This is a genomic window from Haematospirillum sp. H4485 (genome assembly GCF_012102745.1).
In the GTDB taxonomy this organism is placed as follows: Bacteria; Pseudomonadota; Alphaproteobacteria; order Rhodospirillales; family Rhodospirillaceae; genus Haematospirillum.
Window position 1 is genome coordinate 18,914 of sequence record NZ_JAAVSY010000007.1, and the last position, 26,564, is coordinate 45,477.

At 56.9% G+C, this 26,564-nt stretch carries 20 protein-coding genes and 1 pseudogene; 8 read left to right on the plus strand and 13 right to left on the minus strand.

Annotated features, from left to right (window positions below; all coding sequences use genetic code 11):
- Nucleotides 1–4 precede the first annotated feature (4 nt).
- The gene (locus HEQ61_RS06640) at nucleotides 5–982 is read right to left on the minus strand and encodes an ABC transporter ATP-binding protein (RefSeq protein ID WP_168020109.1); all 978 of its coding nucleotides are present in this window, start codon (nucleotides 980–982) and stop codon (nucleotides 5–7) included.
- 113 nt (nucleotides 983–1,095) lie between these two features.
- Between HEQ61_RS06640 and HEQ61_RS06645 the strand changes: the two genes are divergently transcribed.
- On the plus strand, nucleotides 1,096–1,296 hold the full coding sequence (locus HEQ61_RS06645) for a zinc-finger domain-containing protein (protein WP_168020110.1): 201 nt from the start codon (nucleotides 1,096–1,098) through the stop codon (nucleotides 1,294–1,296).
- Between the two features lie 133 nt (nucleotides 1,297–1,429).
- Nucleotides 1,430–4,186, plus strand: a complete 2,757-nt coding sequence (gene polA, locus HEQ61_RS06650; protein WP_168020111.1) for a DNA polymerase I — start codon at nucleotides 1,430–1,432, stop codon at nucleotides 4,184–4,186.
- Between the two features lie 15 nt (nucleotides 4,187–4,201).
- On the opposite strand, the gene HEQ61_RS06655 is transcribed toward polA, so the two are convergent.
- The 4 genes from HEQ61_RS06655 to HEQ61_RS06670 are packed head-to-tail and all read right to left on the minus strand — an operon-like array spanning nucleotide 4,202 to nucleotide 7,311.
- Nucleotides 4,202–4,990: a lysophospholipid acyltransferase family protein gene (locus HEQ61_RS06655; protein WP_168020112.1), complete on the minus strand. Its 789-nt coding sequence runs from the start codon at nucleotides 4,988–4,990 to the stop codon at nucleotides 4,202–4,204.
- Nucleotides 4,987–5,673, minus strand: coding sequence for a YdcF family protein (locus HEQ61_RS06660; RefSeq protein WP_168020113.1), 687 nt, complete (start codon nucleotides 5,671–5,673; stop codon nucleotides 4,987–4,989). The genes HEQ61_RS06655 and HEQ61_RS06660 overlap by 4 nt, the downstream gene beginning before the upstream one ends.
- 43 nt (nucleotides 5,674–5,716) lie before the next feature.
- Nucleotides 5,717–6,616 (minus strand): cell division protein FtsX, encoded by a 900-nt coding sequence (locus tag HEQ61_RS06665; protein WP_168020114.1) that lies wholly within the window; start codon nucleotides 6,614–6,616, stop codon nucleotides 5,717–5,719.
- Nucleotides 6,613–7,311: a cell division ATP-binding protein FtsE gene (locus HEQ61_RS06670; protein WP_322099216.1), complete on the minus strand. Its 699-nt coding sequence runs from the start codon at nucleotides 7,309–7,311 to the stop codon at nucleotides 6,613–6,615. Before HEQ61_RS06670 ends, HEQ61_RS06665 begins: the two co-directional genes overlap by 4 nt.
- A 252-nt stretch (nucleotides 7,312–7,563) precedes the next feature.
- Here HEQ61_RS06670 and HEQ61_RS11595 point away from each other — a divergent pair.
- Both HEQ61_RS11595 and HEQ61_RS11405 read left to right on the plus strand, forming a co-directional pair.
- Nucleotides 7,564–7,662: pseudogene (locus HEQ61_RS11595) on the plus strand (zinc-ribbon domain-containing protein); the annotation flags it as partial.
- A gap of 120 nt (nucleotides 7,663–7,782) precedes the next feature.
- The gene (locus HEQ61_RS11405; RefSeq protein WP_322099214.1) at nucleotides 7,783–8,637 is read left to right on the plus strand and encodes a DUF3426 domain-containing protein; all 855 of its coding nucleotides are present in this window, start codon (nucleotides 7,783–7,785) and stop codon (nucleotides 8,635–8,637) included.
- A gap of 42 nt (nucleotides 8,638–8,679) precedes the next feature.
- Here HEQ61_RS11405 and mutY read toward each other — a convergent pair whose 3' ends face one another.
- Nucleotides 8,680–9,738 carry an A/G-specific adenine glycosylase gene (gene mutY / locus HEQ61_RS06680; RefSeq protein ID WP_168020120.1) on the minus strand — a complete coding sequence of 353 codons (1,059 nt, stop codon included), beginning with the start codon at nucleotides 9,736–9,738 and terminating at the stop codon, nucleotides 8,680–8,682.
- A 72-nt stretch (nucleotides 9,739–9,810) separates the two neighbouring features.
- Between mutY and HEQ61_RS06685 the strand changes: the two genes are divergently transcribed.
- Nucleotides 9,811–10,383: a DUF721 domain-containing protein gene (locus HEQ61_RS06685; protein ID WP_168020123.1), complete on the plus strand. Its 573-nt coding sequence runs from the start codon at nucleotides 9,811–9,813 to the stop codon at nucleotides 10,381–10,383.
- 178 nt (nucleotides 10,384–10,561) lie between these two features.
- Here HEQ61_RS06685 and HEQ61_RS06690 read toward each other — a convergent pair whose 3' ends face one another.
- From HEQ61_RS06690 to HEQ61_RS06710, 5 genes are all read right to left on the minus strand, one after another.
- A complete protein-coding gene (locus tag HEQ61_RS06690; protein WP_168020126.1) occupies nucleotides 10,562–12,970 on the minus strand; it encodes an ATP-binding protein in 2,409 nt (802 codons plus the stop codon).
- 110 nt (nucleotides 12,971–13,080) lie between these two features.
- A complete protein-coding gene (recQ, locus tag HEQ61_RS06695) occupies nucleotides 13,081–14,898 on the minus strand; it encodes a DNA helicase RecQ (RefSeq protein ID WP_168020128.1) in 1,818 nt (605 codons plus the stop codon).
- On the minus strand, nucleotides 14,888–16,822 hold the full coding sequence (locus HEQ61_RS06700) for a polysaccharide biosynthesis protein (RefSeq protein ID WP_245183170.1): 1,935 nt from the start codon (nucleotides 16,820–16,822) through the stop codon (nucleotides 14,888–14,890). Before HEQ61_RS06700 ends, recQ begins: the two co-directional genes overlap by 11 nt.
- A 25-nt stretch (nucleotides 16,823–16,847) precedes the next feature.
- Complete coding sequence (locus tag HEQ61_RS06705) at nucleotides 16,848–17,867, minus strand: glycosyltransferase family 4 protein (RefSeq protein ID WP_322099215.1); 1,020 nt, start codon at nucleotides 17,865–17,867, stop codon at nucleotides 16,848–16,850.
- A 280-nt stretch (nucleotides 17,868–18,147) separates the two neighbouring features.
- Complete coding sequence (locus tag HEQ61_RS06710; RefSeq protein WP_168020134.1) at nucleotides 18,148–19,656, minus strand: UbiD family decarboxylase; 1,509 nt, start codon at nucleotides 19,654–19,656, stop codon at nucleotides 18,148–18,150.
- Nucleotides 19,657–19,847: 191 nt separating this feature from the next.
- On the opposite strand from HEQ61_RS06710, the gene HEQ61_RS06715 reads away from it, so the two are divergent.
- Genes HEQ61_RS06715 through fhuF form a run of 3 tightly spaced genes read left to right on the plus strand, consistent with a single transcriptional unit; the run spans nucleotide 19,848 to nucleotide 22,932 of the window.
- The gene (locus tag HEQ61_RS06715; protein ID WP_245183171.1) at nucleotides 19,848–21,587 is read left to right on the plus strand and encodes an HD family phosphohydrolase; all 1,740 of its coding nucleotides are present in this window, start codon (nucleotides 19,848–19,850) and stop codon (nucleotides 21,585–21,587) included.
- A gap of 15 nt (nucleotides 21,588–21,602) precedes the next feature.
- Complete coding sequence (locus HEQ61_RS06720; protein WP_168020138.1) at nucleotides 21,603–22,079, plus strand: NUDIX hydrolase; 477 nt, start codon at nucleotides 21,603–21,605, stop codon at nucleotides 22,077–22,079.
- 55 nt (nucleotides 22,080–22,134) lie between these two features.
- Nucleotides 22,135–22,932: a siderophore-iron reductase FhuF gene (gene fhuF, locus HEQ61_RS06725; protein WP_168020139.1), complete on the plus strand. Its 798-nt coding sequence runs from the start codon at nucleotides 22,135–22,137 to the stop codon at nucleotides 22,930–22,932.
- Here fhuF and pheT read toward each other — a convergent pair whose 3' ends face one another.
- Both pheT and pheS read right to left on the minus strand, forming a co-directional pair.
- Nucleotides 22,933–25,335: a phenylalanine--tRNA ligase subunit beta gene (pheT, locus tag HEQ61_RS06730; protein WP_168020140.1), complete on the minus strand. Its 2,403-nt coding sequence runs from the start codon at nucleotides 25,333–25,335 to the stop codon at nucleotides 22,933–22,935.
- Nucleotides 25,332–26,408, minus strand: coding sequence for a phenylalanine--tRNA ligase subunit alpha (gene pheS, locus HEQ61_RS06735; RefSeq protein ID WP_168020141.1), 1,077 nt, complete (start codon nucleotides 26,406–26,408; stop codon nucleotides 25,332–25,334). Before pheS ends, pheT begins: the two co-directional genes overlap by 4 nt.
- Between the last annotated feature and the right edge of the window lie 156 nt (nucleotides 26,409–26,564).

Consider the following 26,564-nt stretch of genomic DNA (forward strand, 5'->3'; position numbering starts at 1 on the left):
GTGTTCAGGCGCTTTGTCGTGTCTGACACCCGGTGCCAGTCAGCTGCAGGAAGATATCCTCCAGATCCGCTTCATCCGTGCTCAGGTCGCGAATGCTGTAGCCGGCCCGGTGGACGGCTTCCAGAAACTCAGGTATTTTTGCCTCGGAGGGACGGTAACGAAAGACAACAGCATTGCGTGTTGTATCAATGTCTCCTCCTACAAGGGCAATGGCATCCGGCAGGGAACTGAGGGGTTCATGGACCATGATTGTCAGTGTCTTGTTGTCCAGGCGACCAAGAAGAGCGGATGTCGTGTCACACGCAACGAGTTTACCGCGATTGATGATGGCAATCCGGTCGCATAACTCCTCGGCCTCTTCCAGGTAATGGGTTGTCAGGATGACGGTTGTTCCCCTACGGTTCATGGCCCGCACCTGTTCCCACAACTGTTGACGCAGTTCGATATCAACGCCGGCTGTTGGTTCATCAAGAACAAGAATCGGCGGACTGTGGACCATGGCCTTGGCTACCAAAAGGCGGCGGCGCATGCCCCCGGAGAGGGTCCGGGCATAGGAATGTGCTTTGTCACTGAGTCCGACCGTGGCCAGGATGTCATCCGTGCGTCTTTCTTTGGCCGGTACGCCATACAGGCCTGCCTGAACTTCCAGAAGCTCGCGCGGGCTGAAAAAGGGGTCAAGGTTCAGTTCCTGTGGCACGACCCCGATGGACAGGCGGGCCTGCCGTTCCTGCTGGTCCAGGTCGTTGTTCCAGATCCGTACCGTGCCCGAGGTCTTGCGCACCAGTCCGGCCAGAATATTGATTAATGTTGACTTACCGGCTCCGTTCGGTCCGAGAAGAGCAAAAAAAGACCCGCGCGGGATGTCCAGGGTGATGTTGTCAAGAGCAACTTTTGGTCCGGCACCGCCTCTGGCCGGGTAAACCTTGCAGACGTTGTGCAGCGAGATCGCGTTATCTGGGCAGTCCTGGTGTGAAACGGGCATTGCTGTGACTTTTCCGGTTGGCTGGGTTGCTGTGACTGTGGCATTGATCGCAGGGTTATACCGGGTATCATTTGTATCCGGGCGTGGTTCATTATACACGGAGACAGGAAACAATGTCCCATACTGCCACAGTCACTGTGACCGAGACGGTCGAGGTCGAATCCATGGAAACGTCCTGCGACGGGGGTTCGCCTGCCCAAGGTCACCCCAGGGTATATCTGCATCTGGATCCAGACAGCCATGACATTGTTTGCCCGTATTGTTCCCGCAAATTTGTCCTGAAGGCTGGTGCCTCGGCAGCCGGGGGGCATTGATACCCGCTATGGGACGGTGTCTGATTCCGGGTCCTGCATGATGTCTTTTTAATGGCATTACCTTGGTTTTGTGTGTCCGCCCTGCAGGACGATCTTGCGGGGCGTTGTGGTTTTTGAGGCGCAAGGGCGTGATATGAAGCATCTCTTTCTGGTTGATGGATCTGGTTACATCTTTCGCGCCTATCATGCCTTGCCTCCCCTGTCCCGTAGCGACGGTACCCCGACAAATGCGGTGTCCGGGTACACCAGCATGATGATGAAGCTGGTCGAGGACACGGATGCGGACTATGTGGCGGTTATCTTTGATGCCGCTCGCCGGTCTTTCCGGAACGATATTTATGCGGATTACAAGGCGCATCGTCCTCCCCCGCCCGAGGATCTGGTTCCCCAGTTCTCCCTGATTCGCGAGGCAACAGCAGCGCTGGGCGTGGCTCATGTGGAAATGGATGGATTCGAGGCCGATGACCTGATCGCAACCTACACCCTTATGGCCCGTCAGCAGGGAATGAGGGTGACGATTGTCTCCTCCGACAAGGATCTGATGCAGCTGGTCGGGGAGGGGGTCGCGCTCTACGACGCCATGAAGAACAAGACGATCGGTCCGGAGGCCGTGCTCGACAAGTTTGGCGTTGCGCCGGAGAAGGTCGTTGATGTGCAGGCTTTGGCCGGCGATGCTTCCGATAATGTGCCCGGGGTGCCGGGGATCGGGATCAAGACTGCAGCCGCCTTGATTACGGAATACGGTGATCTGGATACCCTGTTGTTGCGTGCGCCCGAGATTCGTCAGCCCAAGCGGCGGGCAAGTTTGATCGAGCATGCTGATGCTGCCCGTATTTCGCGTCAGCTGGTGACATTGCGTCAGGATGTGCCGGTACCGGTGCCACTTGAGTCTTTTGCCCGGCGTGCTCCGGACCCGGATGTTCTGGTTCCATTTCTTGAGACGATGGAATTCCGCCGGCTGCTGTCGATGGTGCGTGCCCGCACAGCCTCTGTTGTTCCGTACGGAGAAGCAGAGACCGGGGCTGCTGCAGGCAAGGCAGAAGAGTCGGTGTCCTATGAACTGGTACAGGACCTTCAGGCTCTGCAGCGGTGGGTGGACCGGGCCATGCAGATAGGCATTGTGGCCGTGGATACTGAAACCGATGGCCTGGATCCCATGCAGGCGCGTCTTGTCGGCATTTCTTTGGCGGTTGGTCCGGGGCAGGCCTGCTACATTCCCCTGCGGCATGGAATGCAGCAGCAACAGGGTGATCTTCTGGCAGGACCAGTGCCGGAAAAACCGCAGCAAGTTGCAATAGCAGATGCGGTCGCCATCCTGCAGTCTCTCTTTCTGGATCGCAGTGTTCTCAAGGTTGGGCACAACATCAAGTTTGACCTTCATGTCCTGGCCCGCGAGGGACTCGTGTTGACGCCGGTGGATGATACGATGGTGTTGTCCTATGTGCTGGATGCTGCCAGCCACGGTCATGGTATGGATGAACTGGCGGAGCGCCATCTGGGGTACCAGACCATCCGCTATGAGGATGTGTGCGGGAAGGGCAAGGCTGCGGTTACCTTTGATCAGGTTCCTCTGGACAAGGCCTTGTCCTATGCTGCCGAAGACGCCGACATCACCCTGCGCTTGCATACACTGTTTCGTGACCGGCTGACAGCGGAACGTATGGTGGCTGTTTATGAGATGCTCGACCGTCCCCTGATACCTGTCTTGTTCGCCATGGAAGAGGAGGGGATTGCCGTCAATCGTACGGCGCTCGAGTCCCTGTCATCTGACTTTGCAGGACGCATGGTGACCTTGGAGGCGGACATACAGGATCTGGCGGGTGAGGCTTTCAATGTGGCCTCTCCCAAACAGCTGGGTGATATCCTGTTTGGTCGGATGGGGCTGAAAGGCGGCAGGAAAAGTGCCCGGACTGGTGCATGGTCAACAGATGCCGAGGTACTGGAGTTTCTGGCCGCCGAAGGGCATGCGTTGCCGCAGAAGGTTCTGGACTGGCGGGCCCTTGCCAAGCTGAAAAGCACCTATACCGATGCCTTGGTGCGTCAGATCAACCCCCGTTCCGGCAGGGTCCATACGCGTTTTGCGATGACAGTCACGACCACGGGGCGGCTGTCGTCCAATGATCCAAATTTGCAGAATATTCCGATACGGACCGAGGAGGGGCGCAAAATCCGGCAAGCATTTGTGGCGCGTCCGGGCTGCGTGTTGCTGTCGGCAGACTATTCACAGATCGAACTGCGCTTGGTGGCCCATGTTGCTTCTGTTAGCGCTCTCAGGGACGCCTTCCACAACGACCAGGATATTCATGCCATGACGGCAAGCCGTGTTTTCGGGGTGCCTGTTGCGGGAATGGATCCGATGCTGCGCCGGCGGGCCAAGGCGATCAATTTCGGGATTATTTACGGCATATCGGCCTTTGGCCTTGCGCGTCAGCTTGGCATTTCCAACGGAGAGGCCAAGGCGTTCATCGATGCGTATTTTGCCATGTTCCCGGAAATTCGCGATTATATGGAGCAGACAATCGAGCAGGCGCGCCGGCAGGGATTTGTAAGAACCTTGTCCGGCCGCAAGTGCTTTACACCGGATATCCAGAGCAAAAACCCGGCCCAGCGTGCCTTTGCCGAACGGGCTGCTGTGAATGCCCCGATACAGGGCAGTGCGGCCGATATCCTGAAGAAGGCGATGATTGCACTGCCATTGGCTCTGGAGGAGAAAGGGCTGCGGGCACAGTTACTGTTGCAGGTTCATGACGAGCTGGTTTTCGATGTGCCCCGGGATCAGGTCGATGAGACCCGTTCTGTCGTGCGATCGGTCATGGAGCGTGCGGCTGTATTGTCGGTTCCGCTGATCGTGGATACGGGCGTTGCGGATACATGGGCTGGCGCGCACTAGAGGACGTCACCTTGTTCATGAAGCCTGAAGGTGTGTCGGGTCTGTTGAGCTGTCTGCCCCCGCTGTACTTTCCATCGGCAGGGGCAGGCCGCACAGTGTACGGGATGTGTTGTTGATTGCGTCCTCGATCGTCCTGTTGAAGGTTTCGCGGTCCAGTCCCGGCGGAACAGGTGGCAGGTAGCGGACCACAATCTCTCCCGGATAGCGCATGAATGAACTGCGGGCCCAGAACATGCCGGTATTGAGAGCAACCGGAACAACGGGAACAGACTTGCCAAAGCGTGAATACAAGGCAGCTGCTCCCGGCTGGAATGGCATGTATTCGGTTGTCTGGGTGCGTGTTCCTTCGGGGAACAGGATGATCTGGGATTCGCGCCCAAGGGCCTCTTCTACACCCCGCAGCATGACCTTCATGGCCGTTGCCCCGGCCTTGCGGTCGACGGCGATCATCCCGGATTTCCGCATATGCCAGCCAACAATCGGAACAGATAGCAGTTCTTTCTTCAGAACATAAACAGGCTTTCCCAGAACCATCGGGAAATACAGTGTTTCCCATGTTGACTGGTGCTTGCTCATGATAATGCAGGGCCCTTGGGGCAGGTGCTCCCGTCCTTCCTCACGCCAGCGAATACCGCACAGGAAGCGTGCGCCGAAAACCAGGCCATAGGCCCACCACCGTGCTGCCAGCATTGACCGTCGCCCGGGTACAAGCAAAAGAGGCATCAGCACAACGCCGATTGCGACTGTCCACACGACATAAAAAATATTGAAGACAAGCGAACGCAGAACAACAAGCAGGATCACTGTGGATGGGCTCCGTCTTTTTGAAACATATGTAGCTTTGCAACCGGTATCCCCGTGACCGGTTTTGGTATTCCCGGTGCATCGGGAAGGGACAAGCGGAGCCGTGCCAACAGGTACTTTGTATACTCTGTGGCAAAAAGAGCTGCTGTTCCAGGGTATTGCCACCAGTTATCCTGCTTTACAAGCCCGGGAAATACAGGATGTGGAATAATGGTGGCTTCTGGCATGGCAGCCTGGAATTCCAGAAGACTGCGCCGCATGTGGTAGCTGCCGGTTACCAGACGCATGGAGCTCAAGCCGTGACTCCGTAACCATATGGCGGTTTCCCAAGCGTTCCCAACTGTATCAGCAGCAATGTGCCCCAGTTCTATGTGACTCCGCAGGGCTTCCGGTTTCAGGGTTCCGGAGTCGCGCAGAAGCTCTCCCGGTGTGGTGCCTGGCCCGGCCCCGGAAATGAACAGCACGGACCCCATGCCTTGTTCCAGAAGTCGGAAGCCGGTCTGCATCCGCTCGCTGCCACCGGTCAGTACTACGATTGCGTCGGTTCGGGTGCTGCTGTCTTCCACTTGGTCCGGCATGGTGGCTGTGAACCAGACAAGCCCCGGAAGCCATAGAGCCAAAAAAGCCAGCCCCGTTATGGTCAGGCTTGCACAAAGGCGGAGAAGAAACCGGGTCAGAACCATGGGCGTTGTTCCTGTTGGTGGCGACAGGAGGTGAGCAGGGCGTTCAGAGCATGTGTGCCAGCTGCCGACGTACGGTGATCCGTGTCGTCAGGACAGCAAGCCCGGCGGCTAGGAATGGCAGGCTGCATAATGCGACAACATGCAAGGCATCAACAGATGTTTCCGGTATCAGGCCGCCGTCGATGTCGGCCAGGATGGAGCGTACACCCCACAGGGCAGGCCATGCCAGTACAAGCCCCAGAAGGCTGCCCGCCACGGCATGTATGCAGGTCCGGCGGGCGAACTGCCCTGCAATATAGCTGTCTGTTGCTCCCACCAGATGCATCACTTCGATCTGTGGACGATGAACGGCCAGCGACGCCCGGGTTGCGTGGACAACAGTGGCCGTTGTTGCACCCACAACAAGGGAGAGCATAATCCAGGCCAGAAGGCGCAGGATAACCGAAGCCTTGATCAGCCGTGACAGCCATACCCGGTGATCATCGATTGTTGTTCCGGGGGCTATGGCCTGCAGGTGCTTTTCCAGCACGGCAAGGTCACTGCCACTTCCTCCATCCAACGATACATCAATCAAATGTGGAAGCGGGAGTTCGTGGGCCAAGTTCCCGGCACCAAGCCATGGCTCCAGAAGCGTTGCGACGTGTTCTGCTGGAATAGGCTCTGCACGTTGTACGCCCGGCAGTGTTTCAAGGCTCCGCGCAATGTGGTCGATACGTTTATGCGTTGCACTGCCCGGCCCTGTATCCCCCGCCATGGCAGGGATTTGTATGGTCAGGGTGCCGGTCATCGTGCTCTCCCACCGTGTGGACAGACTGCTGAGGGTCAGAGCACCCGTTAACGCCATGGCAGCCAGAAATGTCATGATAGCGACCAGCCAAGGCAGAAAGTGACCTGCGGGGTCTGTTGCAACAGGCAGATCGGTACGGAACCATCCAGCTATCATGATACAGATTCTCCCCCGGGTATGAACGCGGTGGCAGGGCTTTCTGAAATACTGACGTGGCCATCCTGAAGCATAAGGCAAGGTGCGGGGAAACGCCGTAAAAGCTCTTCGTTGTGGGTCGCCATGACAATGGTGGTGCCAAGCCGGTTTAGTTCCATGAACAAATGCATCAGCCGGGTTGCTGTTTCTGCGTCAACATTGCCTGTCGCTTCATCAGCCACCAGGATGTCGGGTCTGTTGATGACGGCCCGTGCAATGGCAACCCGTTGTTTTTGCCCGCCAGAAAGAATTGCCGGCTTGGTGTGCATGTATTTTTCCAGACCAACCCACTCCAGAAGTTCAGGAACATGCCGTTGTATGCTGGCTTCCGATACGCCGGCAACTCTCAGGGGGAGGGCCACGTTATCAAGAGTTGATAGGTGGTCCATAAGCCTGAACTCCTGGAATACAACGCCGATCCGTCGCCGCAGGGCAGGAAGATCTTTTCGACTGATGGCACCAACGTCGATATCAAACAGGGACAGCCGCCCGCGCGAGGGGCGCCTTGCCAAGTATAACAGGCTGAGAAGCGAGGTTTTTCCAGCCCCCGAAGGCCCGCACAGGAAATGGAAGGAGCCGGGGGGGAGATTGAAGCTGATATCCTGCAGGACTTCTGGCCCGTTGCCATAGCGCAGGCCAACGCACTCGAGGCGGATGGCCGAGCCACCGCGCTCACCTGCAACGTTTACGGTTTTTTTGTCCTGACCTCTGGGTAGGTATGTCACGCAGACCCTGTCCTTTGTTCCATGCGGGCCGGAGCGCAGATTGGCACAGGCTGTCGTCTGCGTCCACAGGGAGCGGAGAGTCAAATCGGCAGCCATGTTTTTCTGTTCGATACCGCTATGCTTGTTTCAGGGCAGACCCCGTTCTATAAGAGACAAGATACACCGGGGCTGACAGATACGTTCATGGATATTACCTGTCCCAATTGCGCGACTCTTTTCTCCGTGCCCGAAGGGGCGATCGGTCCGAACGGGCGCAGGCTGAAATGCTCGCAGTGCGGCCATTTGTGGCGGCAGATGCCGCCCTCTGCGGCGCCTGTCCAGGCGCCTGCAGAATCTGCGCCTGTTGTCGAGCCGCCGGCTCCGCTCCCTCCTGATCCTTTGCCCCCGGAACCCTTGCCACCGGTGTCCGATCTTCCAATGGAGGCCGAGCCGCCGCCATCCCCTGATGACGATGCCGAGGTTGATATTGATCCGGTTGCCTCTGATATCATCGGTGATATCGGCGAGGATCCGGATTTTGATCCCATGGGGCCTGTTGACGCCGCCAGCGCCCATGATGCGGAAGATGATGACGCCTTGGCTCGTCTCGATCCACTGGAAGCGGACGATTCTGACTCGCCGCGTCATGGTGACGATGCGCTTGAGGAATTTTCTGGTCTTGTCAGTCGCGATGACGATGCCATTCCCGATTTTCCGGACTTCCCCGACGGCGATGATATTGCGTCACCCTTTGTGCGCAAGAAGACAAGTGGTGGCGGGTGGATCCGGACTCTGTTCTCCTCGATCCTGTTCCTGGTCATTGTTGTTGGGGTTATGGCTGGTGCGGCCTGGTTCTGGCGTGTGCCGATTGTAAAGACCTATGAGGATGCTGAGGCCCTGTTCCGGATGGTTGGTATAGAGATTGATATCCCCGGTCTTGGTCTTACCTTCCGCGAGGTGACCGGGGAACGTGTCCTGCATGGCGGGGTTGATAACTTGGTTGTGCGTGGTTTTGTGGCCAATACCTCCTCTAGTTCCCGTCTTGTTCCTTTTATTCGCCTTGTGCTCTTTGACGGGACCGGTCGTGTTGTCCAGGAGCTGGCCGCGCAGGCCCCGGTTACCGAACTGGCAGCCGGTGATACAACGGGTTTCCGTGTTCAGCTCCAGAATCCATCGGCTGCGGCGCGACGTTTTGAGGTTGAGTGGGCGCGTGGCCGCATGCCCTCCTCTTCATCCGGTGCGGGGGATACCGCTCCTGCCGGCGCGTCTGTCCCCTGATTGCCCTGTCCTTGTGACCGGGGTTGGAGGTGCGTTGTCTGTTCAGCCTGTGTCCTGTTTCTGCATGTGCCGGATCACTTTCCGCATGACACTGGGTAGCGCTTCCTGATCAAAGTGTTCCGGCTTGACCCAGCGTCCGGCGATGTTTCCTGTCTGTGCGACTGTTCCGGTAATAACCTCTAGCTCCAGGTCAAAATGAGAGAACGTGTGGTGCACCGTTCCCGCAATTGTGTGCCATGTCTCTCCCTGTATCGGGGCGTGGGATGTTGCATTTTCCAGTGTCCATGGAGTTTCCTGCCATGGAGTGGACGGAATTTCGGTCATGCCGCCCAGAAGCCCTTTTGGTGGGCGTTGCCTCAGCAGGACAGCGCCTTTGGGCTCGGTGATCCAGAACACGGTTCCGTAGCGGCCGGGCCGCTTTGCCTTGGCCGTTTTGTACGGTAGTTCTGCTGCTATGCCCTGGTGGTACCCCTTGCACAGACTGACCCACGGGCATATCTGACAATTCGGGCTGCGTGGGGAGCACAGCGTGGCTCCCAGGTCCATAACAGCCTGTGCATAATCACCACAGCGCTGCTGTGGAGTAAGGGCATCTGCAAGGGTGCGCAGGTGTTTCTTTGCCCCGGGGAGAGGGTCTGTTACCGCGTGCAGTCGGGCCATGACACGTTCGACGTTGCCATCCACAACCACGGCCCGCTGTCCGAAAGCGATGGACGCAATGGCCGCAGCCGTATAGGCCCCGATTCCGGGGAGCATGAGCAAGGCTTGCTCTGTACCGGGAAAATGGCCGCCATGATCCCTGACAATGATGCGTGCGCAGGACAGCAGGTTACGCGCCCGTGCGTAGTACCCAAGGCCCGCCCATGCAGCCATGACGTCCGCATCATCAGCTGCGGCAAGGGCTTCAACCGTTGGCCACCGCGAGAGGAAGGTCAGATAATAAGGCCGGACGGCTGCCACAGTTGTTTGCTGCAACATGATTTCGGACAGCCAGACATGATAGGGATCGGCGTACATGCCCGGTGGACTGCGCCATGGGAGGTGTCGGTGATTGCGATCATACCAGGCAAGCAGAATGGTATCCGGTGATGCAGATGTCATGGTCGGTCATTGTTCGGTTCTGTGCGGCGCTTACACTGAAGGCAGGCCTTGCCAAATGCAAGGCGTTGTCCCATGTTTTCTGGTGTCTTCTTGTTGGATGGTTGTCTTTTGTCCAAGTCTTTGCCCGGTTCTGGAAAACCAGCTTTCGCTGCTGCCTCCCGCAGGTTGGCCCGGGGTCCGTTGGCTGTTGGTGCTGTCAGTGACTTGGTATCACGTCCAATTCTGGGGAAAAACGGGCTCGCCGAGGGCAGTCTGATAGCCAACTGGGCGGCCATTGTCGGTGAGTCTGTCGCAAAACAGACTATGCCCGAGCAGTTGCGTTTTTCCAAGGGAACGCGTGCAAATGGGGAACTGCTGATTCGTGCGGCATCAGGACCTGTTGCTCTCAAGCTTGATCACGATCGCCTGTTCATTCTTGATACAATCAATCGGTATTTCGGTTATCAGGCTGTGGCCCGGATCAAGATCATACAGGCTCCGCTTCCTCTTCCTCCACGGTCATCACGTGTTGCTCCTCCCAGAAAGCTCTCGCATCAAGAGGAAGAGGAATTAAATGATCTCTTGGATGATGTAACCGATCCAGAGCTGCGAGCAATATTGGATCGGTTGGGCCGTCATGTGGTGGCGCGTTCATTGGATGCATAGTGCTGTAGCGCCTATGCGGATTCTATCGTCTGGCTTCCGTCAGGAATTTGCCTATTTTATAGGCATCCCCGTGATTCTCTCAGTCCGGCTGTGGTGAACAGCACTGCCAACAGGAAAAGACCGAACTTATCCACAGATGCTGAGGATAAAAATCCTGCCAGAGATGTGGTGCTCAGCCCTATGTCTTGTCCGATGACAGGGTTCCGGACTTGTAGCTTCCATCTGCAACCTGATCCAGCAGGGTCAGCATCTGGCTTATATTGAAGGGTTTGCAGATATAGTCATCGATGCCGGCATCGCGTGCCCGCTCGATATCTTTCTTCATGGCACCGGCGCTGACAGCAATGATCGGGACGGGGCGATCCAGAACACCGCCACGCAGCCTTTGTGCAATTTCAATACCGGTCATGTCTGGCAGGTGTATGTCCAGAAGAATGAGATCGGGTTTTTCGGACAGTGCCATTGAAATACCGGTGGCGCCGTCTTCGGCCATGACCAAGGTGACATTCTCGCGCAGGTCCATGACGTCGCGCATCAGATCCCGGTTTGCTGGATTGTCTTCAACATAAAGGACCTTGAGAGGTTTCTCGCCGCTTCCGGCGGGAAGTTCCTCGACGATTTCCTCTTTCTTGGCTTTGACGGTGTTGTCGCCGGCAGGCAGATCAAACCAGAACGAAGAGCCGACACCCTGTGTGCTCTCTACTCCAATCTTACCATTCATATGTGCTAGGATCTGGCTGGTGACGGTCAGGCCAATGCCGGTTCCTTCGATGTTGGTTGCCTCAGCACCCAGTCGGTTGAATGGTTCAAAGACTTTCTTGAGCATTTCCGGCGCAATGCCGATGCCGGTATCTTGGACCGTAACCCGGACGTGCCCGGCTTCCGGTGCGGGGCCGATCTTGAAGTACACATGCCCGGCTTCACGATTGTACTTGATGGCGTTGGAGCCTAGGTTGATGATCACCTGCTTCAGACGCGAGCGGTCAGCCATGACGAAGACGGGGTCGGTACTGCCTTCTGCATGAATGGTGATTTGCCGCTTTGCGGCCAAGGGTTCCAGCAGGGCTGTTGATTCCGTTACCAGAAGCCTGACGTCAACATTTTCCACCGAAAGATCAACTTTGCCGGCTTCAATACGTGCAAGGTCAAGAATTTCGTTGATCAGACGCAGCAGGTGATCACCGGCATCCAGAATGTGCTGAACGTATTTTTTCTGGGCCGTAGTCAGTGCATTCGCCGATGCGGCCCGCAACAGCTGTGCAAAGCCAAGAATGGCATTGAGAGGTGTTCTCAGCTCATGGCTCATGCTGGCCAGGAAGTGGGACTTCGCGGCATTGGCACGTTCAGCTTCTGTCCTTGCTTCGTCCAGGCGTGTCTCGAACAGGCGACTTTGGGTAATATCGCGCCCTGTCCCGCGGTAGCCGGTAAAGTCGCCGTTGAAGTCGTAAACGGGCTTGGCATTGATGCGGAAGTAGAGCCGTTCCTCTATACCCTGCATGCTCATGTCATAACGGATGAGAGGTGCGCGCTGCTCCATCATTTCTTCAATGGAGTCCGCTCCTTGGCTGACGTCTGATATGGTTCCGTTTCCAACCAGTTCGCTCAGGCGTCGGCCAACAATGCGTTCCCGTGCCAGACCGGACACGCTGAAGAAGCGATCCGAGACGAGGGAGATGCGACCATCCAGGCCTGTTTCCCAGAACCAGTCGGAAGAAACCTCGGTCAGGTCCTTGAAACGCTCTTCGCTTTGGCGCAATGCCTCCTCGACCGAGCGCCGTTCCATGATTTCTTGATTAAGGTGGGATGTGCGTTCCTCAACGCGCAACTCAAGGGCATCGTTGGACTTGCGGAGATTCTCTTCGGCCAGGCGTCTGGCCTGCAACTCTGCTTCGGCAGAGCGGAGCAGGCGGTTGAAGGAGAGGACAAGGAAGCCGATTTCGTCGTTCTCATGCCCGCGTGGGATGGGAAGTTCGCGCAGGAACGCGGCATTCTCTTCCGGTTCATGCAGGCGGGCAACAATCTGCGTTAATGGCCGTGTTGTGGTGTGCAGGTAAACCAGCGACAGAAGGGCGGCCAAGGCAACGGTTTGGACCAGAACGCTGATCAGGTTGAGAACAGCCCGTTCCAGGAACGGGCCGGCCGTTCTTCTGGGCGATATTTCGGCTTCCAGAACCCCGATGCTTTCGATTCTACCCCCGGGCTGCACCTTGGTAAGGTCCCGTCGTACAACGTTGGGTTTATCAAAAAGAAGTTCATATAGAGCCGATTCTTCGTCCGGAGCCACTTCAATAGCAGCCAAGCGGTCACCTAGGTCACTGATGATTCGGGCCGACACGATGGGGCCATCGGCAACTAGGCCACGCACAACATCATTGGCCAAGTCTGTATCAAGTGTATAGGCAGCCTGGACGCCTGCATAATGAAAGGCATCCAAAGCCCTTAGGGCCGACAGGTTTGTGTTATGGTTGTGTTGTGCGTAGTCTCTTGCTACCTGGATAGCGCTGAGCACCAAGCCGAGCAGCAAGGCGATGGCCAGCGTGTAGCGCAGCTGCCTTAGTGTCAGTCGGTCACGGGTCTTCAGCTGCATGCACCACTACTCCGGGTAACGGCCTGCATCAGGGTCTACCGGAGAAGAGTATGATATTCTCCTGTAAAAGGGCACAGCCTTTGTTCAGCTTATTTGCCTACTGTATGTATTCATGTGATTTCAGGTCCTGTATCCGGTTCAGATACCCTGATTATGACGTCCAGGAAATCTTGGCCGTAACGACCAAGTTTACCGCATCCGACCCCGGGGACTTTTGACAGGGAATCAAGGTGAACGGGCTTTCTGCGGGCCATCTCGAGAAGGGTGGCATCGTGAAAAATAACATAAGGCGGCACACCTTGTGCACGCGCCAGTTCAAGTCGACGGGCCCTCAGGGCATCAAACAGAATTTGCTCGGCAGGCGTTTCAATCAGGACACGTTTTCCTGTCGCGCTTCTTTGTTCAACAGGATCCCGTCGGAACGAGACCCGAGCCTCTCCCCTTAGAACCGGCAGGACATCATGTCCCAGTATCAGGGCGCCATTCTGGTCGGGAGCCGCTATCGCGTGTCCCATGGCAATCAGCTGCCTCAGAATGGATTTCCACTCATTTGCAGAGCGACTCCGGCCAATTCCAAATGTAGACAGGTGTTGGTGGCCCATGTCCCGGATTCTGTCGTTTTCCTCTCCCCGCAAGACATCGACAATATAGGCCACGCCAAAGCGTTGGCCTGTACGATAAATGGCGGAGAGGGCCTGTTGTGCTGCTTCAAGGCCATCGAACGTATCCACCGGCTGGAGGCACGTATCGCAGTTGTTACAGGGAGATGCTGAATCACCGAAGTACCCCAGCAGGACCTGGCGTCGACAGCAGGTGGTTTCGCAGTATCCCAGCAGGGCCGAGACCTTCTGTCGTTCAACTGCTTTCTTGCTTTCCGACGCGTCTGATGCCTCGATCATCTGGCGAATCTTGGCCGCATCCTGCAATCCGTAGACCATCCAGGCATCCGAAGGAAGACCATCACGGCCTGCCCGGCCTGTTTCCTGGTAATACGCTTCCAGTGACCGTGGTAAATCCAGGTGTGCGACAAAGCGGACGTCGGGTTTGTCTATACCCATCCCGAAAGCAATGGTCGCGACCATGACAAGACCGTCTTCCCGCAGGAACTTGTCTTGGTTGGCATGCCGCACATGGCGATCCAGTCCGGCATGATAGGCCAGAGCCTGGATGCCCTGTTCCCGCAGCCACGAGGCTGTTTCCTCGACCTTTGCACGTGACAGGCAGTACACAATACCGGAGTTACGGCTGTGCTCCGTACGTATAAAGTGCAAGAGCTGTTTCTTCGGCGCATTCTTCAGGCTGACCCGGTAGCGTATGTTCGGACGGTCAAACCCGGCGATGAACTGGGCGCCTTTCCCAAGACAGAGTCGCTCCAGGATTTCCAGCCGCGTTGGTTGATCGGCCGTAGCGGTCAGTGCCAGGCGCGGAACCCCCGGAAATCGCTCTGCCAAGGCAGCCAGTTGCAGATATTCAGGGCGGAAGTCATGTCCCCACTGGGACACGCAATGTGCTTCATCTATGGCGAACAGGGCCAGTCGGCAATGATGCAGTTGATCAAGGAATGCCGGCTGCATCAAACGTTCCGGCGCGACATAAAGCATATCAAGCTCTCCGGCCCGCATGGATCGCCCGGTCTCGACAATCTCGGAAAAGGACATACCGGAATGCAGGCCTGCGGCTTTTACGCCCAGTTGCCGCAGCATCTCCACCTGGTTCTGCATCAGGGCAATCAACGGGCTGACAACAATCGCGATTCCATCGCGGCACAAGGCCGGAATCTGGTAGCATAAGGATTTGCCGCCCCCGGTCGGCATCAGAACCATGGCATCCCCGCCTGCGACAACATGGTCAATGACAGCACGCTGATGTCCGCGGAATTGTTCGTAGCCGAAGACCGTCTTCAGAATGTGAAGCGGATCAGGGCGCATCGTGTTCCCGGGCAATAGAAACACTCTCCACCGATCCCGTCGGGGTATACTCCGGTACCAGCGTGTGAAGAATATCAAGAGCCTGCCCTTCTGCACCATCCCGGCAGGCGTCTTCCAGTTTCTTTATGTGGTCCTCCAGCTCGTCAAGATTTACGATCCTTGGTCGTGCAAGCAAGAGTCCTTGGTAGCGGGTTGGAACCGGTGGCTCTGAGCCGTGGAAGATTTCCTCGAACAGCTTCTCGCCCGGGCGTGTTCCCGTAAAGGCAATCTGGATATCCTTCCCCGGAACCAGTCCAGCCAGCCGGATCATCTGCGTTGCCAGATCGACAATGCGCACGGGTTCTCCCATGTCCAAGACAAAGATACTACCGCCATAGGAAGAATCAGCATAACCAATTGCGGAGGCTTCCAAGACCAGTTCAACAGCCTCGCGGATTGTCATGAAATAGCGTGTCATATCCGGGTGTGTGACGGTCAGGGGCCCCCCGCGTTCCAACTGGTGGCGGAAAAGCGGAACAACTGAACCTGTCGATCCCAGAACATTTCCAAAGCGTACGGTTACAAAGCGGGTTCGGCCACTGTTACATCCCTCAAGATCCATGCTCTGGCATATCATTTCAGCCATGCGCTTGCTGGCCCCCATGATATTGGTCGGGTTTACGGCCTTGTCAGTGGAAATTTGGACCATGACAGATACGTTATAATCCCGGCATGCCATCGCAATAATGGATGTGCCCAGTGTATTGGTATCGATCCCGTCCAAGGGATTCTGCTCGACAATCGGAACGTGTTTCAGGGCGGCAGCATGCAGCACGATATCGGGTTTTGTTTGCTCAAACAGGGTGCGGACGCGTGTGCGGTGACGAACGTCCAAGATATGGGTCTGCCTGGGAATCGCCGGCCATTTCTCTTGCATCTCCAGATCAATGGCATAGAGCGCGTACTCGGAGTGATCTCCCAGAATCAAAAGGGATGGATCAAGCAGCGCAACCTGTCGAACCAGTTCACTGCCGATGGATCCCCCGGCTCCGGTAATCAGGACACGGCGCCCTTGGATCAGGCTCCGCATGGCGTCCCGGTCCAGCGTTGCCTGTGGACGGCCCAGCAGATCTTCGATGGCAACCGGTCGGACAGTAATTTTTTCTTCAATCCCCTCGCGCAGGTCACTGATCCGTGGAAGCCGCGACATGGGAATACCTATGGCATCGGCTTGGGTAAAAAGGGTTTTCAGTGTGCTGGGAGCAATGGCGTCATCTGTGATAATCAGGCGCAGAGGAGGGGTACCGTTTTCCTGTAATTGGTTGATAACATCCGTGAACCGGTCAAGTGTACCGAGAACCTCCACACCCCTTATGTAACGGCCAATACGACCTTCATGCAAGGACAGGATGCCCAGTACAGCATACTGGGCATCCGGTTTGCGCTCCATGTCACGGATGAACAGATCCGCCCCGTCACCGGCACCAATCAGGAGAACGGGGATGCGGTTTGTTCCAGCCGACGATGTCATGATGTTGTGCAAGCTGCGGTCTTTCCAAGCCCTGTAGGCAAAGCGAGGCCCACCCAGAAGGATCAGCAGGACAAACCACAGAATGAAGGGTAGTGAGCGTGGGAAGGAGTCAAGGCGCGTGAAGAGAAAAAGGACTGGCAGAAAAAGGAGAATGCTCAGGCTTACAGCACGCGACAGGGCCAGAAGATCACGGACCGATGCATAACGCCAGATCCCACGGTACAGGTTATTCCAGCGGAATACGACAGCGCACAATCCGACGAAGATCAGCCCCCCGGTTAGTATGGGGCCGGACACGAGTGCTTCTGCGGCACTGTCGCCAAATCGCAGCCAGACAGATACCGCAAAGCCAGTGGCTGCCATGACTAAATCATGGAGATAGACAACATCGGGACGAGACAAAAGACGACGCATGGCAGATCCGTGGGACATAGGGCGCCTAGACTAGCGTGCGTCGCGTGAAACGGAAAAGAAGAAAGAGTACCGGAATGCACGCAAAAAGAATTCCCGCAGCCAAGCCACTGGTCACGGACAGTATGGTTGCAGCCAGCAACGCCATGTTTCCAGCCATAATGTATAGCGTTACAGCGCTGTGAGAGAGCCCGCCGCGGTGCACGGCAACCTGATAAAAATGTTCACGATGTGCTTGGGCAATCGGTCTTGCCGTTGCAATACGTCGGAGTAACGTAAGGGTCGCATCGACCAGATAATATGCCGGAATAATGAAAGCCGCTGCCAGATAACCGGTTCCTGCCAGCATGACCAGTAGGAACCCGGTCAGGAATCCCAGCGGAATGGAGCCGACATCCCCGAGGAAAAGACGTGCCGGGTGCCAGTTGAAAAGCAGAAAGCCGATGGAGGCGCCAATCAGGGTCATACCCATGCCGGCCCATGGTATATTGGCATCAAGTCCGGCAATACCGGATAAAACAACAATCCCAAGGCCGATAGACCCTGTTTGCATGCCGGTAATGCCATCAATGCCGTCCATGAAGTTGTATAAATTCAGAAACCATACCCAGCTGATGATAGTCACTATGCGATCTGCCCACAGGGGCACTTCTCCCTGCAGGACAAGCACATGGTCTGGCAAACTCAGGGCTGCGCCCGTAACCGCGATGACATGTATAGGAAACCGTAGTCGTCGTTTCAGGTTGATCCGATCATCAATCCACGATAGCCCGTACAAGAGGAGAGCCATGGCCAAGGTGATCCAGACCGTAACAGGAGGATTACCGGGAAGCATGACCAAGGCTGCTGCCCATCCGGCAATGACAACCAGTGTTACCGCCAGTCCGCCGCCACGGGGCGTTGGCTCTGTATGGCTGGAGCGCTCGTTGGGCACATCCAGGACGGCCTTGGTTTTTAACCAGAACAGGACAAGACGTGTACCGGCAACAGAGAAGGCCAGGGAGCCTAGACCAAGCAGGATAACTGTCAGATCAGGATACGTTGGCACGGGGTCTCCGGGGCAGAAGTGTAGAGCCTGAATAGGGAATACAGCCTCTGTGCCACAGTATGCAATCCCTCGCAGAGAGTCTGTGTCGCAAGGCTGTTCTGAACCTGATACCGATGCAGGCAGGTGATGTGTCCGCGACTTTTGCGGATATATCAGCCCTGCGTCGCGATACGGGCTATTCCCCGTTGACGCCGGTATGGAGCGATTTGTTGACTGGTATCGTGCTACTATGGTGTTTGAGGTGGATGGCAGATGCCTTTCCTGGCTTCTGCCGCATCACCTACTTCCAGATCGGTGTACCATGTCCGGGCAGTCCGTAGCGCGCCCACTTGCGTGTGACTGTTTCGATGACATCATCGGACATGCGGATCTTTTCGCCCCATTCGCGACGGGTCTCCGGCGGCATCTTGTTGGTGGCATCCATGCCGAGCTTTCCGCCCAGTCCACTTTCCGGGCTGGCGAAGTCCAGGTAATCGATCGGCGTGCCATCAACCACCATAATATCCCGTGCGGGGTCCATACGCGTTGATATAGCCCACATGACGTCCTTCCAGTCACGGACATTGATGTCATCATCAACGATAATCACAAACTTGGTGTACATGAACTGACGCAAAAAGGACCACACGCCCATCATGACCCGGCGGGCATGACCCGGGTAGGCTTTCTTGATGCTGACGACCGCGATACGGTAGCTGCATCCTTCTGGTGGTAGCCAGAAGTCAACGATTTCGGGGAATTGCTGGGATAGCAGCGGGACAAAGACATCATTCAGGGCTTCCCCCAGAACGCTTGGTTCATCGGGGGGGCGTCCGGTAAAGGTAGACAGATAAACGGGATCCCGGCGCATGGTCATGCAGGAAACCCGGAAGACGGGGAAGGATTCCACGCTGTTATAATATCCGGTATGATCACCATAGGGGCCTTCGTCACCGAATTCGTCCAGCATGACATGCCCTTCTAGGACAATTTCGGCCCCGGCTGGCACTTTGAGGGGAACGGTCTTGCAGTCTACCAAGTCTACTTTCTTGCCGCGCAGCAGTCCGGCAAACTGGTACTCCGAGAGTGTTTCGGGGACCGGAGTGACAGCCGCCAGAATTGTGCCGGGATCAGCCCCCAGGACAACAGCGGCTGGCATAGGCTCTGTTTTTGCCTGTCCCCAGCGGCGGTAATGTTGTGCCCCGCCGCGATGCTGCAACCAACGCATCAGCGTTGTGTTCTTTCCTGTTACCTGCATGCGGTAAATGCCCAGATTGAACACATCTTCGCGTTCTTTGCCCGGACCTTTTGTGACAACCAGGGGCCATGTGATCAACGGAGCCGGTTCGCCCGGCCAGCATGACTGGATCGGCAGGCTTGACAGATCAACCTGATCCCCGGAGATAACAATGTCCTGACACGGTGCAGAGCGCACGTTTCCCGGTTTCATGGCCATGACGGTGCGCAGAAGAGGCAGCATGTTCCATGCCTCGCGGAAACCTCCCGGTGGTTCGGGTTGCTTCAGGAAGGCCAGCATTTCGCCAACGCCCCGCAGTTCATGGGCTGTGCGGTCCATCCCCATGGCGACTCGCTCCACGGTTCCAAACAGATTGACCAGGACGGGCATGGCATACGGGGTTCCATCAGCCCGGACCGGCTTCTCAAACAGGACGGCAGGCCCCTGTTCCGCAAGAAGGCGGGTCTGGATCTCGGTCATTTCCAGTTCTGTGCACACAGGTTCGTGAACCCGGTACAGCTGTCCCTTCTTTTCCAGGACATCCATAAACTCGCGCAGCGAAGCATAAGGCATTGGCAGGACTTCCACTTTGGCTGTCTGATTCAGGGGGTCGAGGTCCCCTTCGGTTGGTCCAGTCGGCCACATTACACCGGACCAGCCCGGGATGCAGATCCTTTTTGTCCTATCCTGTTGGCGTTCCCTGATCTTGACCTGTTCGTATGCATATGGCAGGCAAGGGCTGTGAATGCATGCGGGAGACTGGCATGGAACGTGGGGAGAACCCTGATCAGGACAACCGGGGTATTGCGGACCGTGACCGGGTTCTGTCGCGCCTGATAGAGCTGGGCATTGCCCTGTCGGCCGAGCGCGACCACAACCGGTTGACCGAAAGGATTCTGGTGGAGGCCAAGAATCTGGCTAACGCAGATGGTGGCACGTTGTATCTGCTGTCTGAAGACGGGCGCAGCCTGCATTTTGATATTGTTCGCAACGATACGCTCAAGATTGCCATGGGAGGGACAACCGGGATTTCTATCCCCTTTCCTCCGTTGCCCCTGTACGATCCGGCAACCGGGGCCGGTAACCGCGCTAATGTTGCAACCTGTGTTGCCTTGACGGGGGAAAGCATTGTCATCGGCGATGCGTATACCGAGAAAGGGTTTGATTTCTCCGGCACCCGTCGGTTTGATGCGGGGACCGGTTATCGTTCCCGTTCCTTTTTGACACTTCCCCTTCGCAACACGGCTCGCGAGGTGATCGGTGTCCTGCAGCTTATCAATGCCCGGAACAGTGAAGGGCATGTGGTGCCATTTGGTGATGCCATAAGGCCAATGGTGGAAGCCTTGGCCAGTCAGGCTGCTGTGGCAATTGACAACCAGAAGCTTCTGCAGGGTCAGAGGGATCTGCTGGACAGCTTTATTACCGTGCTTGCCCGGGCTATTGACGCCAAGTCCCCTTATACCGGGGGACATTGTGAACGCGTACCGGTTCTGGCTGAAATGTTGGCCAAGGCAGCCTGTGATGCAACATCTGGCCCCTTTGCTGATTTCAGTCTGGATGCGGACCAGTGGTATGAGCTGCATCTGGCAGGCTGGTTGCATGACTGTGGAAAGGTCACGACGCCGGAGTATGTTGTTGACAAGGCAACCAAGCTGGAAACGATCTACGACCGTATTCATGAGGTTCGTATCCGTTTCGAGGTCTTGCGACGGGATGCCGAGATTGCCATGCTGCGGTCCAGTCTGGATGGCACCCTCTCGCGTGAGGAGTCCGAAACGCGTTTCGCAGCCCGCTGTGCGGAGCTGGATGAGCAGTTCGCCTTGGTTGCCCGCCTGAATGTTGGGGCCGAGCGAGCCGACCCGGTGGATATCCAGCGTCTTGCCGCGATCGGTGCCCAGACATTTATTCGTACGTTTGATCGCACTTTGGGGCTGTCGTGGGAGGAGAAACAGCGTCTGAGTGAGGCGGAGCGTACCCCGGTTCCTGCTGTTGAAACCCTCTTGCAGGATCGAGATGATCATTACGTTGGCATCTACAATCGTGGCGAGGTTTATAATCTGTCGGTGGAGCGCGGCACCCTGACGGCCGAAGAGCGCCAGGTTATCAATGACCACATTGTTGTTACGCAGGATATGCTGTCCCAGATGCCATTTCCCCGCAAGATGCAACGAGTCCCTGATATCGCGGGGAATCATCATGAGAAAATTGACGGAACCGGCTATCCACGGGGTCTGCGGGGGGAAGACATGGGGGTAACCGAGAAAATGATGGCTGTGGCCGATGTCTTCGAGGCCTTGACGGCAGCAGATCGTCCCTACAAAACTCCCAAGAAGATCAGCGAATGTCTTCGTATCCTGCAGTCCATGGTAGAAGCGGGGCATCTGGATCGTGATGTCTTTGAACTTTTTCTGAAAGCCGGGGTTTATCGTAATTATGCGCAGCGTTTCCTGCACCCGGACCAGATGGATGATCATGCCTGTACATCATTTCTGCCAAGGTCATGATTGCTGGAACAGCCTATGAACAGTCGCTATCCCCGCTTTCCGGTGCCGGCTGTCCTGGCTGTGGTCCCAAGAGCCAACCGCGTTCTCCTTGTCCGTCGTCGTCATCCCCCTGATGCCGGGAGCTGGGGATTCCCCGGGGGACGTCTGGAGCTGGGGGAGCCGCTGTTGGCTGCGGCCGAACGGGAGCTGCACGAAGAGACAGGTGTGCGTGCCCGCGGGGTTGTGGCCTTTGCTGCCTTTGATGTCATTGATCGGGATATCGCCGGTGCTGTGCGGTATCACTATGTGCTGAATGCGGTTTACTGCCAGTGGGAAGATGGTGATGGAGTCGCTGGAGATGATGCGGCCGAGGTGGCTTGGGTCCGGGTTCGGGATTTCCACACGCCGGCCCTGATCGGGCAGGGCGGCGGAACGCTTGGTGAGCAAGTTCCTTCGCTGGCGCGTATGGGATGGCGTATGGCCAGAACGTTGCGCCGGGAGAAACCGGTATGATTGTCATTCAGGAAACAGGGATGTCGGTCCGTCTGTATAAGGCGGGACAGCTTTCATGAGAACGGCATTGAAGAAAATGTTCCCGGGCCCCCTGAAAACATGGTCTCAAGCGATTGTCTTTCCCGATGATACCCGCCGCTTTGTTCCCGGTTCTGCCCTGCAGGACAAGGCAGTGGTTCGTGATGTATTGGAACGTTTTTCCCGTTCGTATGGTGTTCAGCCGGATGATTGTTCCTTGGTATCCTTGTGGGCCCAGAGGTATTTCGACATTGTTTTGCCAGGCCTGCTGGGTTTGTCGCTGGTGATGGAGCGGCACACCGCAACGGCGCTGGATCAGGTTTCGATTGTTTTTGATGATGGTGGATCTCCGGTCGCCTTGCGTCTGGATGAGCCAGAGTTGGTTGTTGATACAGGGCTTCCCGGCTCACTTGCTTACGTGTGGTCTCTTGTTGATGATCACATGGAACCGTTCATTATGGCTGTTTCCGAAGCGGTGCATATTGCGCCCCGTCTTTTGTGGAGCAATGCGGCCTGGGCCGGGGACTGGGCTTTGTCATGCCTTGCTGCCCGTTCCTATCGTCCCCGGCGTGCCGAGGCGGTACGGGAAGCGTTGGCCAATGAATTGTACAGGCCGTCTGGTCAGGACAATCCACTCCATCATCCCGTTGTGCGTCTGGATAACGGCGGACTCCATCGCAGGCTTTGCTGTTTGCGTTATCGGCTGCCTGGCTTTAATACGTGCACCAGCATATGCCCCGGTGATACCGGCTTTGTGCACAATGCCTCTTCCCTTGATTCAGGGGCGAAGAAGGAAAGCCCCCCGTCATGCAGTGACGACAGGGGGATGGCCTGATCAGGCGCGCTGTGTGCCACCGCTTGCTTTTTCGACGGCTGCAACAATCTTGTGACACACACCGTCGATGTCTTCGTCCGTCAGGGTTCTGTCTATCGGTTGCAGGGTTGCCGACAGGGCAATTGATTTTTGACCTTCCGGTACATTCGGCCCTTCATAGACATCAAAGACGCTGACCGCTGTTATTAGTGTTTTGTCCGCGCTGCGTGCAGCGCGCAGCATGGTGTCTGCACAGATGTCCTTGCCCACAACGAAGGCAAAATCCCGCTCCAGGGGCTGGAATGGAGATGCTTTCAGCAGGGGGCGAGCCTTTCCCGGCTTGTTCCGTGGAAGGGGGAGTGCCTCCAGGAAGACTTCAAAGCCAACCATGCTTCCCTTGGCATCCATCATGCGCTGGACGCGTGGGTGTATCTCTCCGAATGTCGCGACAAGGGTTGGGCCAAGGCGCAAGGATCCCGAACGACCTGGGTGGTACCATGCCGGGGCATCGGCCGTGATTTGCAGGTTTACCGTTGCAACGCCGACAGCTTCCAGAACGGCCAATGCATCGGCCCGCGCATCGAAGACATCCACTGTTCGTGGGCGTGTGTCCCAGTGACGCGGACCCGTCTTGCCGGTCCGCAGGCCCGTTGCCATCAACTTTTGCTGCCCCGGCATGCCACCCTGGAATTGGGGTCCTGTTTCGAACAGCCCGAGATCGGTTATGCCACGTGCAGCGTTGCGGCTTGCTGCCGCAATCAGGTTCGGCAAGATTGAAGGGCGCATGACATCCAGGTCAGCAGAGATAGGATTGGCAAGGCGCACGCTATCCTGGCCGCCACCAAAAGCGTGGGCGTGATCAGACGACATGAAGGACCAGGTTACAGTTTCATGCAGGCCACGTGATGCCAGTGTCCGGGCCACAAGGCGTGTGATTTTCTGGCGTGGACTCAGGATACGAACCGGCATGCTTTTTCGTGGAAGAGGAATGGCCTCAAGATTGTCATAGCCATGCAGGCGTGCGATTTCCTCCACAAGGTCATGCTCTGCCTCCAGGTCAACCCGCCAGGACGGGGGGGCGGCACGAATAACCCCGTTCTCCAGTTTTGGTGCACATCCCAGACGGTCGAGCAGGCTGAGCATCTGTTCAATGCCAACGGTCATGCCTACCAGTTTCTCAACCCGCTCCGGACGCAGGGTTATGGATTTCTGCCATGAAGGCGCGGTGCCAACCGTGACGATATCGCCCGGTTCTCCGCCGCACAGGTCCATGATCAGGCGGGTGGCTCGTTCCATGCCTTCTATGACCGAGGCAGGGTCAATCCCGCGTTCAAAACGATAGCGGGCATCGGACACAATGTTCAGGCGTCGCCCGGTTGTGGCAATGCGTGCGGGATCAAACAGGGCTGCTTCTATGATGACGTCTGTTGTGTCTTCCGTGCAGCTGCTTTCCATGCCGCCAATGACGCCACCGACAGACTGCACGCCCTTTGCATCTGCAATGACAACCATTGAGGTGTCCAAAGTGCAAACGCGGTTGTTCAGGGCCAGAAGGCTTTCTCCTTCCTTGGCCATGCGCACGGTCAGCGGGCCGGATATACGCCCGGCATCAAACACGTGCAGGGGGCGATTCCAGCCAAATGTGAGGTAATTGGTGACATCGACCAGGGCTGAAATCGGGCGCAGCCCGATAGCGTTCAGGCGGTTCTTCAGCCACGCCGAGCTTTCACCATTGCGCACGCCGCGGATCAGGCGCCCAGCAAAATAAGGACAGGCGGTGTCGGCGTCTTCAGGCAGGTCACGTATGATGGACAGGCCACTCGTAAACGCCGCAGGTACAGCGGTAACAGCCAGCGTGTCCGCCTTCAGCGTTCCCAGTCCTGCTGCGGCCAAGTCACGTGCGATGCCCCTGATACCCAGGCAGTCAGCCCGGTTCGGGGTTACCGAAATGTCAAGGACAGGGTCCAGGTCCAAGGCTGTGGCGAGTGGGAGTCCGACAGGGGTGTCATCCGGTAGTTCAATGATGCCGTCGTGGTCCTCGCCCAGGCACAGCTCGCGGGAGGAGCACATCATCCCCTGGCTTTCCTGGCCCCGCACGGTCCCTTTTTTCAGGACATCGCCGGTTGCCGGGATAATGCAGCCGGGAACCGCGACTGCAACCTTGATCCCTGCACGGGCATTGGGGGCACCGCACACGATCTGCAGCGTCTTGTCCCCGATATCAACGGTACACAGCCGCAGTCGATCCGCATCGGGATGCTTTTCTGCTGTCTTGACATGACCTGTTGTAAAACCGTCCAAGGTTGCGGCCGGATCTGTGATGCTTTCAACTTCCAACCCGATCGAGGTCAGGGTTTTTCCGATCTCATCCAATGAGGCATCGGTTTCCAGATGATCTTTCAGCCAGGACAGGGTGAATTTCATCGGGTCAGCCCTCCGGTCAAGCTTGGTACGTCGTGTGGGGCAAAGCCGTAGTGCTTCAGCCAGCGTGCGTCGGATTCAAAAAAGGTTCGCAGGTCGGGGATGCCGTACTTCAGCATGGCAATCCGCTCCAGCCCCATGCCAAAAGCAAAGCCCTGATACTCTTCCGGATCCAGCCCGCAGGCTTTCAGCACATTGGGATGCACCATGCCGCAGCCCAGAATTTCCAGCCAGTCAGTGCCTTCACCAATTTTCAGCTCACCCCCCTTGCGGGAGCATCCGATATCCACCTCGGCAGATGGTTCCGTAAACGGGAAGAAGGAGGGCCGGAAACGGACCGGAACATCGGGTAATTCGAAGTAAGCCTCTACAAATTCCTTCAGGCATCCTTTCAGATGCCCCATGTGTACGGCCTTGTCGATGACCAAGCCCTCGATCTGATGAAACATCGGGGTGTGGGTCATATCGGAATCACACCGGTAGGTTCGTCCGGGAATGATCACCCGGATGGGTGGTTTTTGTGCCAGCATGGTGCGGATCTGTACCGGGCTGGTATGGGTGCGCAGCAGATTCCGTGTTCCGTCTTCCTGTTCGGAGAGAAAGAACGTGTCATGCATCTCGCGGGCAGGATGCCCCGGCGGGAAGTTCAGGGCCGTGAAGTTATGGAAGTCATCCTCGATGTCCGGGCCTTCAGCAACGGTAAAGCCCATCTGGCCGAAAATGGCGACTACCTCATCCCAGGTCTGACTGATCGGGTGCAGGGTGCCAGATGTTTCAGGGCGCACCGGCAGGGTTATGTCAACCCGCTCAGACGTCAGGCGTGCTTCCAGGGCGGCTTCGGCAAAAGTGGCTTTACGGCTTTCCAGAAGGGCCGCAACCTCGTCTTTGACGGCATTGATCGCTTGGCCAAAGCTGCGTCTCTCCTCGGGCGTCATGTGGCCGAGTGTTTTAATCAGATCGGTAATGCGCCCTTTCTTGCCCAGCGCGGCAACGCGCACGGCTTCAAGAGTGTCGGCATCAGGGGCGGATTGGACCGCGTCCAGAAGCTCGTTACGCAGGGTATCCAGAGTATCCATGGATCCAGAACCTTCCCGGAACAGTCAGGGGGAACAGGGGCGGATGCCCCGAACGGGCTACCGGAGGGCTATGCTTCCGGATAGTTTTCAGCAAAGACAAAGAAAAAGGGCTGCCCCGTAGCGAGCAACCCTTCTCAGGCACTACACCGAAAAGCC